Origin of the sequence: Prevotella sp. khp1, assembly GCF_900102205.1 — a bacterium.
Lineage (GTDB): Bacteria > Bacteroidota > Bacteroidia > Bacteroidales > Bacteroidaceae > Prevotella > Prevotella ruminicola.
Genome location: NZ_FNJZ01000006.1, coordinates 132,782 through 147,783, shown reverse-complemented (window position 1 = coordinate 147,783; position 15,002 = coordinate 132,782). Strand labels below are relative to the sequence as shown.

Annotated in this window: 14 protein-coding genes; 9 read left to right on the top strand and 5 right to left on the bottom strand. The window is 48.6% G+C overall.

Features of this window, described 5'->3' with window-relative positions; all coding sequences use genetic code 11:
• Nucleotides 1–501 precede the first annotated feature (501 nt).
• Genes tsaB through BLR73_RS14090 form a run of 7 tightly spaced genes read left to right on the top strand, consistent with a single transcriptional unit; the run spans nt 502 to nt 7,132 of the window.
• Nucleotides 502–1,191 (top strand): tRNA (adenosine(37)-N6)-threonylcarbamoyltransferase complex dimerization subunit type 1 TsaB, encoded by a 690-nt coding sequence (gene tsaB / locus BLR73_RS14120; RefSeq protein WP_013063291.1) that lies wholly within the window; start codon nt 502–504, stop codon nt 1,189–1,191.
• Nucleotides 1,192–1,215: 24 nt separating this feature from the next.
• Entirely contained in the window at nt 1,216–1,806 is a 591-nt protein-coding gene (locus BLR73_RS14115; protein WP_091863086.1) for a DUF4290 domain-containing protein, read from the top strand.
• Between the two features lie 5 nt (nt 1,807–1,811).
• Nucleotides 1,812–3,116, top strand: coding sequence for a UDP-N-acetylglucosamine 1-carboxyvinyltransferase (gene murA, locus BLR73_RS14110; RefSeq protein WP_033150506.1), 1,305 nt, complete (start codon nt 1,812–1,814; stop codon nt 3,114–3,116).
• 4 nt (nt 3,117–3,120) lie between these two features.
• A complete protein-coding gene (gene rimM / locus BLR73_RS14105) occupies nt 3,121–3,630 on the top strand; it encodes a ribosome maturation factor RimM (RefSeq protein ID WP_033150505.1) in 510 nt (169 codons plus the stop codon).
• Entirely contained in the window at nt 3,627–4,784 is a 1,158-nt protein-coding gene (locus tag BLR73_RS14100) for a 1-deoxy-D-xylulose-5-phosphate reductoisomerase (protein WP_013065072.1), read from the top strand. Before rimM ends, BLR73_RS14100 begins: the two co-directional genes overlap by 4 nt.
• A gap of 6 nt (nt 4,785–4,790) precedes the next feature.
• Entirely contained in the window at nt 4,791–6,176 is a 1,386-nt protein-coding gene (gene rseP / locus BLR73_RS14095) for an RIP metalloprotease RseP (RefSeq protein ID WP_033150504.1), read from the top strand.
• Nucleotides 6,177–6,220: 44 nt separating this feature from the next.
• Nucleotides 6,221–7,132 carry an AEC family transporter gene (locus tag BLR73_RS14090; protein ID WP_091863067.1) on the top strand — a complete coding sequence of 304 codons (912 nt, stop codon included), beginning with the start codon at nt 6,221–6,223 and terminating at the stop codon, nt 7,130–7,132.
• On the opposite strand, the gene BLR73_RS14085 is transcribed toward BLR73_RS14090, so the two are convergent.
• Nucleotides 7,086–8,270 (bottom strand): ComEC/Rec2 family competence protein, encoded by a 1,185-nt coding sequence (locus BLR73_RS14085; protein ID WP_091863064.1) that lies wholly within the window; start codon nt 8,268–8,270, stop codon nt 7,086–7,088. The two genes, BLR73_RS14090 and BLR73_RS14085, sit on opposite strands and share 47 nt — an antisense overlap.
• Before the next feature lie 84 nt (nt 8,271–8,354).
• Between BLR73_RS14085 and BLR73_RS14080 the strand changes: the two genes are divergently transcribed.
• Together BLR73_RS14080 and BLR73_RS14075 are read left to right on the top strand one after the other, a co-directional pair.
• A complete protein-coding gene (locus BLR73_RS14080; protein WP_033150503.1) occupies nt 8,355–9,350 on the top strand; it encodes a TerC family protein in 996 nt (331 codons plus the stop codon).
• Between the two features lie 3 nt (nt 9,351–9,353).
• Nucleotides 9,354–10,418: a M20 family metallo-hydrolase gene (locus BLR73_RS14075; RefSeq protein WP_013064815.1), complete on the top strand. Its 1,065-nt coding sequence runs from the start codon at nt 9,354–9,356 to the stop codon at nt 10,416–10,418.
• Between the two features lie 47 nt (nt 10,419–10,465).
• Here BLR73_RS14075 and BLR73_RS14070 read toward each other — a convergent pair whose 3' ends face one another.
• The 4 genes from BLR73_RS14070 to dut are packed head-to-tail and all read right to left on the bottom strand — an operon-like array spanning nt 10,466 to nt 14,994.
• Complete coding sequence (locus tag BLR73_RS14070) at nt 10,466–12,070, bottom strand: murein hydrolase activator EnvC family protein (protein WP_091863061.1); 1,605 nt, start codon at nt 12,068–12,070, stop codon at nt 10,466–10,468.
• 17 nt (nt 12,071–12,087) lie between these two features.
• Nucleotides 12,088–12,951 carry a lipoprotein insertase outer membrane protein LolB1 gene (locus BLR73_RS14065; protein WP_091863058.1) on the bottom strand — a complete coding sequence of 288 codons (864 nt, stop codon included), beginning with the start codon at nt 12,949–12,951 and terminating at the stop codon, nt 12,088–12,090.
• Nucleotides 12,951–14,543, bottom strand: a complete 1,593-nt coding sequence (locus tag BLR73_RS14060; protein WP_232221076.1) for a tetratricopeptide repeat protein — start codon at nt 14,541–14,543, stop codon at nt 12,951–12,953. The genes BLR73_RS14065 and BLR73_RS14060 overlap by 1 nt, the downstream gene beginning before the upstream one ends.
• Nucleotides 14,544–14,556: 13 nt before the next feature.
• Nucleotides 14,557–14,994: a dUTP diphosphatase gene (gene dut / locus BLR73_RS14055; protein WP_091863054.1), complete on the bottom strand. Its 438-nt coding sequence runs from the start codon at nt 14,992–14,994 to the stop codon at nt 14,557–14,559.
• Nucleotides 14,995–15,002 lie beyond the last annotated feature (8 nt).

Sequence of the window (15,002 nt, the reverse complement as noted above, 5' to 3'; positions counted from 1 at the left end):
TGTAAAAATTTGTTTGTTTCTCCTATTATAAAATAGAAGTATATCTGTCTCAGAACAACTATCCAAATTCAAGAAATTGAAACGGTTTGTTCATTTACCCAAGTACTTCGAAAAGTACTTGCTTCTTGTACTACTTCTGTCTATGTAAATCTTTCAAAGAACTCTTTCTTTCAGTGCTTGTCAGGTGGTGTTCCTGATTTGCGGGTGCAAAGGTACGGCTTTTTTTGGAACTACCAAAACTTTTCGAGAGAAATTTTCAATTTTCATGCATTTTTTTGGTCGCTCTTGATAGATATCAATCGCAAAAACGTCTTCACATTATTATATATTTATAGAGCCGACGACACTTAGCACAAAAACCGTGAGTTAATTCAAAACCCCTCGTGAATTAATTCATTGCCCTTTTTGAATTAACTCACACGTTAATTTCTGATAAAACGATGGTGATTGGGAAAAATTTGCGTACCTTTGCACTTTATTAGTATAGGTTAATTAAAAAGTATGTCGACGATATTACATATTGAAACCAGTACGGATGTTTGTTCCGTTGCTGTTTCGGAGGATTCGCATGTTATCTTCCAGCAAGAAGATCATAGCGGACCTAACCACGCAGAAAGTTTAGGTACCATGGTTGACGAGGCACTCTCGTTTACCGATAATCACGCCATCCCTTTTGATGCGGTGGCTGTAAGTTGCGGTCCTGGTTCGTACACCGGACTGCGTATTGGCGTATCGATGGCTAAGGGTATCTGCTACGGTCGCAACCTGAAGCTGATAGCTGTTCCAACACTGGAGCTGCTGTGCGTACCTGTATTATTAAGAGAGATTCCTGAAGAAGATGCCCTACTCTGCCCCATGCTCGATGCCCGACGCATGGAGGTGTATGCCGGTATCTACGATCGCGCCTTGAAACCTGTTCGTGAGATTGGCGCCGATGTGGTAACGGCCGAGACTTACAAAGAGTATCTGGATAAGCACCCTGTGTACTTCTTCGGTAACGGTGCCAAGAAGTGCATGGAGACCATCAATCATCCCAACGCCCACCTGATTGAGGGCATAGAGCCACTCGCCAAGTGGATGCAGCCCCTGGCCGAGAAACGATTGTTGAACAACCAGACTGAGGATGTAGCTTACTTTGTGCCTTACTATCTGAAGGACTTTGTGGCAAAACTTCCCAAGAAACTTCTTTAGTGAATAGTGATAAGTGAAGAGTTTATGGATATAAAAGGATTAGATTACAACACACAGCGCGAGAAGCTGGTGATGTCGGAATACGGACGTGAGATCCAGAAGATGATTGAGTTGGCTTGCGAGCTGCCCAACAAAGAGGAGCGCCTGCAGTGTGCCCAGACCATCGTGAAGCTGATGGAGACTAAGAACCCACAGCTGAAAGAGAACGATGACTACGAGCAGACACTCTGGAACCATCTGTACCTGATGAGTCACAGAGAGCTGGAGATCGACTGGCCTTATGATATCAGCGAAGCCGACAAGATTCTATCGAAGCCCCAGCCCATGAAGCTGCCCAAGGAGAGCGTACGACTGCGCCACTACGGCAGATTGGTAGAGGAGCTGTTTAAAAAGCTGAAGACTATGCCCGATGGCGAGGAGCGCGATGCGTTGGTAAGATATACTGCCAACCAGATGAAACGCGATCTGGCTCAGTTCGGACACGGTTCAATGGACGATGAGCGCGTGGCCAGCGACTTGGCTCGCTTTACCGACGGCGCCATCCAGATTGACCTGAACGCTTTCAGATTTGAGAAAGTGGCTCAGGCAGATGAGAAAAAGAAGAAAAAGAAGTAACCTATATGGCATCATTTATCATTGAAGGCGGCCATCTGCTGCAAGGAACTATCACACCACAGGGTGCTAAGAACGAGGCCCTGCAGGTAATCTGTGCCACATTGTTGACAGAGGAGGAGGTGATTATTCGTAACATCCCGAACATTCGCGATGTGAACAACCTCATCCAGCTGCTGCGTGATATTGGTGTGAAGGTATCGAAAAAGGAAGAAAACACCTATACCTTCAAAGCCGACGAGCTGAACCTGGATTACTTGCAGAGCGACGAGTTTGTGAAGAAGTGTGCTGCACTGCGTGGCAGCGTGATGATGATTGGTCCGCTTTTGGCCCGCATGGGTAAAGCCGTTATCACAAAACCTGGTGGCGATAAGATTGGTCGTCGCCGTTTGGACACCCACTTCTTAGGATTCGAGAAACTCGGCGCCACCTTCAACCGTGTGGAAGGTCGCGATGTATATGAGATTTCGGCCAAACAGCTGAAGGGTACCTATATGTTGCTCGACGAGGCATCGGTAACAGGTACAGCCAACATCATCATGGCCGCCGTTTTTGCCAAAGGTACCACCACCATTTACAATGCAGCTTGCGAACCCTATCTGCAACAGCTCTGTAAGATGCTGAACAGTATGGGTGCCCGCATCAGCGGTATTGCATCGAACCTGCTCACCATCGAGGGTGTTGACAGTTTGCATGGCACCGACCACCTGATCCTGCCCGATATGATCGAGGTAGGTTCGTTTATTGGTATGGCAGCTATGTGCGGTAATGGCGTTCGCATCAAAGATGTAAGTGTTGAGAACTTAGGAATCATCCCCGATGCTTTCCGTAGGTTAGGTGTAGAAATCGAGGTTGAAGGCGACGACCTGTGGATACCTCGCCAGGATCACTACGAGATACAATCATTTATGGATGGTACTATCATGACGCTGGCCGACGCCCCTTGGCCCGGCTTGACCCCCGACCTGCTGAGTGTACTGATTGTGGTTGCCACCCAGGCTCGCGGTAGCGTACTGTTCCACCAGAAGATGTTTGAAAGCAGACTGTTCTTCGTGGATAAGTTGATTGACATGGGTGCCCAGATTATTCTTTGCGACCCACACCGTGCCGTAGTGGTTGGTCACGACAGAAAGATTACCCTGCGCGGCGGTCGCATGTCGAGTCCCGATATTCGTGCCGGTATCGCTCTGCTGATTGCAGCCATGAGCGCTAAAGGAACCAGCCGTATCGACAACATCGAGCAGATTGACCGCGGCTACGAGAATATCGAAGCCCGTTTGAATGCTCTGGGCGCGAATATTGTTAGAGGTTAGAGATATGATAAAACGCGAGGACGTATATAAGATAGGTAAGTTAGGTAAAGCGCACGGCGTGAAAGGAGAGATTAGTTTTCTCTTCGACGACGACGTGTTCGACCGCACAGATGCCGACTACCTGATACTTGATATGGATGGTATCCTGGTACCTTTCTTTATTGAGGAGTACCGTTTTAAGACCGACGACAATGCCCTGATGAAGTTTGAGGGTATCGACACCCAGGAGCGTGCCAGAGAACTGACCGGTTGCGAGGTTTACTTTCCCCGTGAGATGGCAGAAGACGATGATGAGCAGCTTTCGTGGGCAGCCATTGTGGGCTTTGAGCTCATCGATGCCAACACCGGTAAGGCCGCAGGTAAAATTGCCTCGGTGGATGACACCACCATCAATATCCTCTTCGAACTGGAAGACGGTAAACTGATTCCTGCTTCAGAAGAGCTGATTACCAATGTAGATACAAAGAAACAACAAATAATAGTAAAACTGCCTGAAGGCATTTTAGAGTTATGAAGAAACAAATAGCCATTCTCGGCTCTACGGGGTCGATAGGAACACAAGCACTCGAGGTTATCGAGGAACATAGCGACCTGTACGAGGTCTATTGTTTGACTGCTAATAATAAGGTAGAGTTGCTGGCCGAGCAAGCTCATAAGTTCAAGCCCGCCGCCATCGTGATTGCCAACGAGGCACGTTACGACGAGCTGAAGAGCCTGATGAGCGACATGCCCGACGTAAAAGTATATGCCGGTGCCCAGGCACTGAACGAGATTGTAGAAGCCGGTCCCATCAACATGGTACTCACAGCGATGGTAGGTTTCTCGGGATTGAATCCCACCATCCATGCCATCAAGGCAGGTAAGACCATCTGCTTGGCAAATAAGGAGACACTGGTAGTTGCCGGTGAGCTGATTCTGCAGCTGGCCCAACAGTACCATACCCCCATCCTGCCTGTAGACAGCGAGCACTCAGCTATCTTCCAGAGCCTGGTTGGCGAGGATCAGAACCCCATCGAAAAGATTCTGCTCACAGCATCTGGTGGTCCTTTCCGCTTGAAGTCGATGGAAGAGATTGCTCACGTAACCAAGGCCGATGCCCTGCGCCATCCAACATGGGACATGGGTGCTAAGATCACCATCGATTCAGCTTCGATGATGAACAAGGGCTTCGAGGTCATCGAGGCTAAGTGGCTGTTTGGTGTGGACGCTAAGCAGATTCAGGTTTTGGTTCACCCACAGAGTATTGTTCACAGCGCCGTTCAGTTCCAGGATGGTAGTGTAAAAGCCCAACTGGGTGTACCCGATATGCGTCTGCCTATCCAGTATGCCTTCTCGTTCCCACAGCGTTTGCACCTGAGTGGCGAGCGCCTCGACCTGTTCAAGGCCCAGCACCTGGAGTTCTTCGAACCCGACTTGGAGAAGTTCCGTTGCTTAGCTTTGGCGTTCGAAGCTATCGACAAGGGCGGTAACATGCCATGTATCGTGAATGCTGCTAACGAGATTGTGAACCGAGGATTCCTGGAGGATAAGTGCGGATTCCTGCAGATGGGCGACATCATTGCCGAGACCATGCAGCGTGCTACCTTCGATAAGAACCCCAGCTACGACACCTACATCGCTACCGATGCCGAGGCCCGTCGTATCGCTACAGAACTCATGAATAAATAATCAACAATGGATATCTTTTTAATTAGACTTTTGCAATTCATGCTGGCCATTGGCCTGCTAGTGCTACTCCACGAGGGTGGCCACTTCTTCTTTGCCAAGCTTTTTGGCATCCGCGTAGAGAAGTTCTATCTCTTCTTCGATCCCAGCATTTGGAAATGGGACGGCAGTCTGTTTAAGATCAAACCTAAGAACAGCGACACACAGTATGGTGTAGGTTGGTTGCCATTGGGCGGCTACTGTAAGATTGCCGGTATGATCGACGAGAGTTTTGATACCGAACAGATGAAACAGCCCATGCAGCCATGGGAGTTCCGCTCGAAACCAGCTTGGCAGCGCCTGCTGGTGATGATTGGCGGTGTATTGGTAAACTTCCTGCTGGCCCTGTTCATCTACTCAATGATTCTGTTCTACTGGGGCGACACCTATATCCCCACCAAGAACATGACCTTGGGTATGAAGTTCAACACCGAGGCTAAGCAGTATGGTTTTAAAGATGGTGATATCCTGGTAGGTACCGAGAACGGTGAGTTCAAGGACTTCAGCGCAGATATGTACCGCGCCCTGAGCGAGGCTACCCGTGCCGACATCATCCGTGATGGTAAGGCCATGAGCATCAAACTGCCTGGCGACATCAACCTGTTAGGTATGCTGAAGGCAGAGCCATCGTTCGTTCGTCCGTTGATTCCTGCTGTGGTTGACAGTGTGATTGAGAACACCCCTGCCGCCAAGATGGGATTACAGAAAGGCGATAAGATTGTAGGCATCAACGGCAAGCCTGTTGACAGCTACAATGAGTTTACCGACCAGCTGGGTGTACTCGAGGATATGATGACAGCCGCCAAGACGCAGGCCGACAGCCTGAAGGTGCGCACAGCCACCATCGTTTATGCTCGTAACGAGGTACAGGATACAGCCACCATCACCTTGACTCCTGATTTGAAACTCGGTTTCATGGTGCAGACCATCGCTGGAATCTACCAGCCCGTCACCAAGGAATATGGTTTCTTTGAGAGTTTCCCTGCCGGAATAGCATACGGCATCAACGTGCTGAAGGGTTATGTGGGCGACATGAAGTATGTGTTCACAGCCGACGGTGCGAAGTCGATTGGTGGTTTCGGCGCTATCGGCAGTCTGTTCCCTCCCATGTGGGATTGGTATCTGTTCTGGAAGATGACCGCCTTCCTCTCAATCATCCTCGCCTTCATGAACATCCTGCCCATCCCCGCCTTGGACGGTGGACATGTGCTGTTCCTGATTTATGAGATGATTACCCGTCGCAAGCCTTCAGAGACCTTCATGATCCGTGCCGAATACTTCGGATTCGGTCTGCTGATACTCCTGATGGTATTCGCGAACCTCAATGATATATTGCGGTGGTTAGGATATATGTAAACAAAAAGCCCCACTCACTGGGGCTTTTTTAATGCCTTTACTCTATGTTTGTAGTGATGATGACTTTGTTTGCCATTGTGCTCGTGGGATACGGGGCAGGCAAATTGGGATATTTGGGAGGCGACTTTGACAGACAGCTGTCGAGGTTGGTAATTAATATGACCTGTCCGGCGCTGATTCTGTCGTCGGCTATGACAGGCGAACTGCCTGACCGTGAGTATATTCTACCGTTATTACTCATCAGCGTGATTACCTATGCGGTGCTTACAGGTATCGCCTTTCTGTTGCCACGCTACCTTACCAAGAAGAAAGACGACGAAGGCGCTATCGGTTTTGCTCTGATGTTTGGTAACGTGGGCTTTATGGGCTACCCTGTGGTAGCATCGATATTCGGACACGAGGCCGTGTTCTATGCTGCTGTGCTGAATGTTGTAAATACATTTGCAGTGTTTACTGTAGGAACTATCCTGATAACAGGTAAAAATAAAGTAGAGGAAAGCCGTTTTGAAAAGAAGGTGCTCTACTCTACCCCGATGTTGGCCTGCTACCTGACCATGCTGATAGTAGCATTGCGCATCGATAATATCCCCGAAGCCATCAGCGCACCACTCACCATGATTGGTAACATCACCGTACCTGCCGCGCTGCTGATTATCGGTTCATCGATGTCGAACCTCCCCATCAAATCGCTATTAGGTAACACCAGCGTTTATGCTACCACACTTTTCCGACTGGCCATACTGCCCATCGGCATCTACTATCTGTGCACGCTTTTAGGCTTCTCGCAGTTTGTAGTAAACATCAATACGGTGGTGATTGCCATGCCTGTGGCTACTTACGGTACTATTCTGTGCTTAAAATACGGCAAAGATACCACGATGATAACCGAGGTAACATTTATTACCACCCTCATCTCCATGGTGTCCATCCCATTATTGGTTTTATTCTTTCTATAAGCAGATAGCAACAAACAATCAACACATAGATAAGCACAACCTGAAGGATGGTTGGATGCAAGTTACCGATACTGGCGCCCGGAAAGGTGGCGATGGTATTCAACGACGCATTCAACCCATTCACTATATATAATAATAGGTACGCGAGGGGCGGAAACAACAGAACGGCTATCGACAGACATAGAATAATGAATGCCGCAGGCACCACCAGGAAGTTGGTAAGCAGAAAACAGGTAGAGAACTGTCCGAAGTAATAGGCGATTAATGGTGCCACACCCAACTGAGCCGCAATAGAGACAGCCACCATGCCCCAAATCTTTGCCACCCAGGGGTGCTTCATATAATACTGGTCGGAAAACACGCTGGTAAACAAGGGCACAAACAGCAGGATAGCCCATACGGCCATAAACGACATCTGAAATCCCACATCAAACAGCCAGGCAGGATTCCACATCAACATCAAAAAAGCTGTAAAAGCCAGAACGTTGACCGACATCTTATTACGACGCCCAATCGACAAAACGCCATAGATGGTAAGCATGACGGCCGAGCGTACAGCACTAACAGGCATACCAACCAGCAGCACAAACGCCCATACCACCAGGATCATCAACAACTGCGACAAAGCCGGCCACCGTCTTCGTGGCAGGAACAACGACAACAGCATATAGATAATACCAAGGTGCAGACCACTGAGAGCCAACACATGCGAGGCACCGCTGACAGAATATGAACTTTTCACATCTCGAGTCAAAGCCGACTTATCGCCTAACGACATGGCTGCCACCACCGCATAAGCATCGCCATCAAGCCCACTATCATTAAAACGCTGCAACAACTGCTCGCGTTGCTGAAGGAAAAAGTTTCTGGAGCGATCTAATCGGGTTTCGGTTTGCGGTTGATTGGTGGTTTGCTGATGGTGCTGCATCACGCACATTCCTAACAACAGGCAACATACCACGATAGCTACCGACTGCGCATTGGCAAACTTATAAAGCAGCAAAGCCACAACCACCATACCAGCCAGCACAGGTAATATGGTGATAGACAGCGACGCATAGTGAGCGATGATAATGCCAAGAATCATACTCACCGTTAAAGCCGCTACGGGACATTTATCGAATAATCGACTTTGCATACCAAGTTACAAAAGTACAACTATTTTTGGGAATATAAGAATTATTTCGTAACTTTGTCGCCGTAATCAAAGAATAAAGAAAGAATGGAAATGGTAAATATCCCCATCTGGGCGTGGATTTTGTTCTACATACTGGTATTCATTATGTTGCTGATCGACCTGAAATCGTTCGGTAAGAAAGGTCAACATGAAGTGAGCGTATCCGAAGCTCTGAAGATGACAGCCGTATGGATTGGTGTATCGCTTGTTTTCTGCGGTGGCATCTATCTGTTATATCCTGTTGACTCCCACGAGAAAGCAATGGAGTTCTTGGCAGGTTATCTGATTGAGAAATCCTTATCGATGGACAATCTGTTTGTATTCTTGATGCTTTTCTCGTTCTTCGGCGTACAGCGAAAATACCAGCACGAGGTGTTGTTCTGGGGTATCTTTGGTGCTTTAGTACTGCGCAGTATCTTTATTTTTGCAGGTACAGCAATGATTGCGCAGTTTGAATGGATATTAGGCTTGTTTGGATTATTCCTGATTTATACGGGCATCAAGATGTTCGGACATAACGACGAGCAAGTCGACCCTTCGAACAATTTCTTCGTAAAGATATTCAAGAAATTCTTCCCTGTGACCGACCAGATGCACGAGGGAAAATTCTTTATCGTCGAGAACGGTAAGCGATTAGCAACCCCATTGTTTATTGCCTTATTGGTAATCGAGACAACCGATGTGGCCTTTGCCGTCGATTCTATCCCCGCCGTATTCTCAGTAAGCCGCGATCCGTTTATCGTGCTTACATCAAACATTTTTGCCATTCTGGGTCTGCGTGCCCTATACTTTGCGCTGGCAGCAGTAGCCAAATACTTCACCTATCTTAAATATGGCTTAGGTATCATCCTGAGCTTTGTAGGCGTAAAGATGCTATTAGCCATGAACGAGTACGTGAACGCATTCGGCGAGATGATAGGATTAAATATCGACATGCCACACATCGAAGTACCCACCACACTTTCGTTGGCCATCATCTTCGGTGTTTTGGTATTATCGATGCTACTATCCGTATGTGTATCAAAAGCAAAAACCAAATAAAATATGGAAAACAAAAACTATCTTTACGACGCCGTAGCCTTGCTGAAGGAGCTGATTGCCATTCCTTCGGTTAGTAGAGACGAGACGAGAGCTGCCGATAAGCTGGCCGATTTCCTGAACATGTGGAATCTGCCATTCGGTCGCGAGGGTAACAACCTCTGGGTGGGCTGTCCTGATTGGGACAACAATCGACCTACCGTGATGCTCAACGCCCATATCGACACCGTAAAACCCGTTAGCTCGTGGACACGCGATCCATTTTCACCAGATCAGGAATACGACGTGATATATGGTCTGGGCTCAAACGACTGTGGCGGCGGACTAGTTTCGCTGTTACAAGCCTATCGCATCATGCTGTATCGTCCTCGCAACTATAATCTGTTGTGGGTAGCTTCGGCCGAAGAAGAGATATCGGGACAGAACGGACTGAGTCGCGTGCTGCCTTTGTTGCCCAAGATTGACGTAGCCATTGTGGGTGAGCCTACAGGCATGCAACCCGCCATTGCAGAAAAAGGACTGATGGTAATTGATGGTTATGCTCATGGCAAATCGGGCCATGCTGCCCGTAACGAAGGTATAAATGCAATCTACGAAGCACTCGACGATCTGGTTTGGCTTCGCGATTATAAATTCCGCAAGGTAAGTCCTTTGTTAGGCCCCACGAAGATGACGGTGACCGTAGTTGAAGGCGGTACCCAGCATAACGTAGTGCCTGATACACTGCACTTTGTTATTGATGTACGCACCAACGAGTTCTATCAGAACGAATATCTGTTTAACTTCCTGTGCAAGAAGATGACCAAATGCGAGTTGCGCGCCCGTTCGTTCCGCCTGCACTCATCGGCCATCTCACCCGAGCATCCACTCATTAAGAGATGTATCGACAGAGGCATGCAGCCCTTCGGTTCGCCCACACTGAGCGATCAGGCGCTGATGCCATTCCCATCATTTAAGCTGGGGCCAGGCGAATCAAGTCGCTCGCACTCAGCCAATGAGTTCATAAAGATTTCGGAGATGGAACATGCCATCGATACCTATATAGGATTGTTGGACGGATTGACACTATAAGTGCCTATCTGGCCGTGTGGCCAGAATTGACACTCAGCGTGTCGACCCTATCGCGCCAACCAGCCCTCAGGGTTCAGTTTAGCGCTGCCTTTGCGCAACTGGAACTGCATCAAACCCTCAGCACCCACACGACCAAGTGTCTGTCGGGTGCTTACTTTTTGTCCTCGACTCACGTTAACCGAAGCCAAGTCGCAATAAACCGACAGGTAGCTACCATGACGCACGATGACTACTGTGGTGCCAGCATAGCTGAATACAGCACTCACCTCGCCATCGAACACACAACGAACTGCTGCACCTGGCTGACCCTTGATATCAATACCTTTCTTATCGAGTGTTACATGTCCCTTCACATCTGTTACGTGGTTGGTACCAAAGTGGTTCACAATACGATAGCCGCCAGCAATAGGCATAGGCAATCTACCACGATTGCTCTCAAAATTACCACTCAGCATACGGTCTTCGGACGAAACAGTATAAATCGCAGCCTCTGATTTACGGGCTTCGGCCACCTCCTTCTCGTGTGCTTTCGCATCGGCAGCCGCCTTTCGCTCAGCTGCCAATCGGGCACGCTCAGCCTCAGCAGCAGCACGCTCGGCAGCCGCTTTCTCTTCGGCATTCTTACGGGCAGCAGCTGCACGGGCTTCGGCCTTGGCTTTCTCCTCGCGAGCCTTAGCTTCGGCGATACGTCGTTCGTTCTCCTTACGAGCCGCTTCGGCTGCAGCCTGTTTGCGGGCCAGTTCTTCAGCCTTACGTTTTGCTTCGGCCTCGGCAGCTTTGCGCCGGGCTTCGGCTTCGGCACGCGCCTTCGCACGGGCTATCTCCTGAGCAATCAGTCGGTCGATCTGTGCATTCAACTCAACATCGCGCTTTTTCTGTTTTTCGATGATGCCCTGAATGGTTTTCTGCTGTTTCTGCAGAGATGACACCATCTTCTGCTGCTCTTCCTGTTTGCCTTCGAGCGAACGGCGCTCCCGTTCGCCTCTCACCAACAAGTCGCTCTTCTGTCGCTTGGTGTCGGTGAGTTCGCTATGCGCCTCAGTCACCTGATCCTTCATCGACTTCACCGCTTCGGCCTGATTCTGCTGATAGGCCGCATATTCGCGCACAAAACGCAGTCGTCGGTACATCTGCGACAGATTTCTGGCACTGAACACAAACATCAATCTGCTCTGCAGGTTGCGGTTGCGATGCATGTACTTCATCGACTTGATGAAGCGCTGCTTGCGCTCTTCGAGTTCTTTGTTCAGTGTGACCATCTGCACCTCCAACGTGTGGATATTACCATCCAAACGATTGATATCATGACGAATGGTATCAATCGACTTACGTTTATCGGCAATCTCGTTGTTGATAATCAGCAGGTTCTGCAAACGATTCTTCACATCGCGCTCGTTGGCTTTCAACTTGCGCTGCTGCTCCTCAATCTGCTTGCGCACCCTCTGCTGCTCGGTCTTCAAACTGTTAACCGTTACCGGCTGCTTTGATGCAGAACTCTTGGTAGTTGTCTTCTTACCTGTAGATTTCTTGCTGCCCGACTTCTTAGTTGTGGTAGCCGTACGTTTTTGCACAGACTTTTTTTTCGCCTGCTGTGCAATAGCAGGCGAAGAAAACGTGATGAGTGCCATCAGCACCATCGCGATATATCGCATACGTAACACTCTATTCATCATAGAGCCATAAAGCGGCGGAGTATCTCGTCAACTGTTACCTCGCGATACTTGTTAGAAACTTCGGTTCGTGCATCCCATTCGGTATCATTACCCAGATAATTCAGGGTCATACCCAACTTCACTTCCTTATCAGGAGTGGTAAGTGTAATGAGATGCTTCTTGGGGAACATCTTACGTCCAAACACATCGTATTCGGAATAGTCCCAGTTAAGCTGGGTGTTACCATTAAAGCGGTCCTTATACAGGATGTTAGCCATACGAATCAGTGCGGTATTCTTGCTGGCCAACCAACTGTAGTCCATCTTTCCCTCTTCGAGATTGATAATCATATCGTCGCCACTCTCGATGGTGTTAAACTTGCCTTCGCCCTCCTTGTCATTCTTTGCAAGCACAACTGCCTCGCTACCCTGATTGGGCTTGAAAAGCTCGTTCCAGAACAATGCCTGAATAGCCGAGAAGTTCAAACCGCTATTACGCAGGAAATCTACCTGGCGGTAAGGAGCCTTCAGGTACTGCTTATTGATACGGTCCATAATCAGCACGTAATCCTTGGTGAATTCAAGACGTCCGGCCTCAACAAATCCAAAGGCCATCAGCTGCAAACGGATTACATCGTTACGACGCATTTTCAGGTTACCCGTCAGTGTAATCTTCTGCGGACCAACCTCAACCGAGAACTTCACCTTCGAGGTGATGAACTTATTGGTTTGCTGGTTATCACGCACCTGACTCACAAAGTCGGTAGTCTGACGCTGTTCAATGATTGGCTTCACCTCTTTCGATTTCTTGAATATACCACATGAACTAAACATCAATGGCAATGCCAATACGGCAATTCTTACGATACTTTTCAGTTTCATTATTGATTTGCTTTTTGTTTTATTTTTTCTGCATGTTCCTGAATCACAGAGTTGTCGATCGACTCATCCAGATTCTGTAACGCCTGGTCGATATATATCTTGGCCTCAGAGTAGCGGCCCAGCATATACAGTATCCAAGCGTAGGTATCTAAGTAGGTAGCATTCTTAGGCTCAGCCTTCACGGTTTTAAAACTCATCTGCTCGGCCTTAGCCAACTGCTCACCACTTTCGCTTAAGAAGTAGGCATAGTTATTTAAACAGCCCATATTATCATCTTTCCATTGCAAGCAACTATCATAAGCCTCGTAGGCCTCTTTCATCAGGCCTTTCTGATGCAGGATGTCGCCCATCACCGCATAGAAATCGGATACGATAGCAGGATCACTGTCCTCCTTAATCACGCCGATACCATTCTTAAAGGTAGAAAGGGCGGCATCAAGACTGTCGCGACGATAGTAGGCGATACCTTGATAGTAATAAAAGGCCATCTCGTCGGGATTATACTGTCGGGCATCCTGACAGAGTGCAATCACGCGCTCCATATCATCAGCCTCCCAGGCATAACCAATCAGCTGCAAACGGGCCGAAGAATTATCGGGTGCCAGTTGCAAAGCCTTGGTCAGCACCGTAGCGATGGTATCCTTCGGCATCTTCTTCACGTTCATATACGAGGCACAGAGAATAGCCATGTGCTCATCGGTCTGAGGCTGTTTCAGAATCTTATCAAACAGCTGCAGTACACGGGTACTATCGCCGCCCGCATTCTCGCTGGCCGAAATCTCCTGTCGCAACAGCAGAATCTTCTCGTCGATGGTGGCATTGCGATTCAGCAATACACGTTCAGTAAGCGAGTCGGCTATCTCACGATGCCCTAAAGCCTGATGATAGGTACGCAGCGACATCAGCACACGGTTGTTATCAGGTTCATCTTTCAGAATCTTGTCGTACACCTTCAATGCCTTTTTCAGCTGTCCGTTCATCATCAGCGTCTCACCATACAAAGCCTGATAATTACCATCGTTGGGGAATTTCTCTGCCAAAGCCTTTATCTCGGCAATGGCCGCTTTTTTGTTCCCCTGACGGGTATATATCTCGCTCTTGGCTACCGACAGGCGTTCGCTCTTGCCATCGATGGCTTCGATACGGTTCAGCACCTCTACGGCCGAATCGAAATCGCCCACCTGCTGATACAGTTGGAACAGCATCTCCAGCAAGTCCTCACGCTCTTTGTCGCGCTCATAGATCTTCTCCACTACGGGAATGGCAGCTTCGTAATCCTGCTGACGGATGTACGCCTGTGCCAATGTTTCCATATAGGTAGCGTTATCCGGATCGAGTGCAGCCGCCTTCTGGATATAAGCCAGACTTTTCTCGCCATCCTTCAGAGCGTTATAGTACTGTGCCAAAAAGTAGTACGCCTCGGGGGCATCGGGATTTATCTCCAGACAATGACGCAGCAAATCAAAGGCTGCATCGTTGTTTCCCTTCTGGCGCTGCATCATGGCTTCAAGAAAGAACTGGTCGTACTCACGCTGTCCGTAACCAGTGGTTACAGAAAGCAGTAACAATAACGACAGTCCGATTTTCTTCATTCGCATCATGATTCTACTTCACGCCAGTATGACCATAACCACCTTCGCCACGTTCGGTCTCATCCAGAACCTCTACCGATACGAACTCACCCTGCTCGTGACGCGCAATCACCATCTGGGCAATACGCTCACCATCCTCAACAACAAAGTCCTCGTTCGACAGGTTGATGAGCACCACACCTATCTCGCCACGATAGTCGGCATCGATAGTACCAGGAGTATTCAGTACGGTGACACCCTTCTTTAATGCCAAACCACTACGAGGACGTACCTGTGCCTCATAACCTACAGGCAGAGCAATATGCAAACCCGTTGGGATGAGTCGGCGCTCAAGTGGTTTCAGGGTGATGGGTTCATCTATATTAGCTCTCAGATCCATACCGGCACTCTGCGCAGTAGCATACTGCGGCAAGGGCTGGTGACCTTTGTTTACAACTTTAATTTTCAGCATCTTTTAAA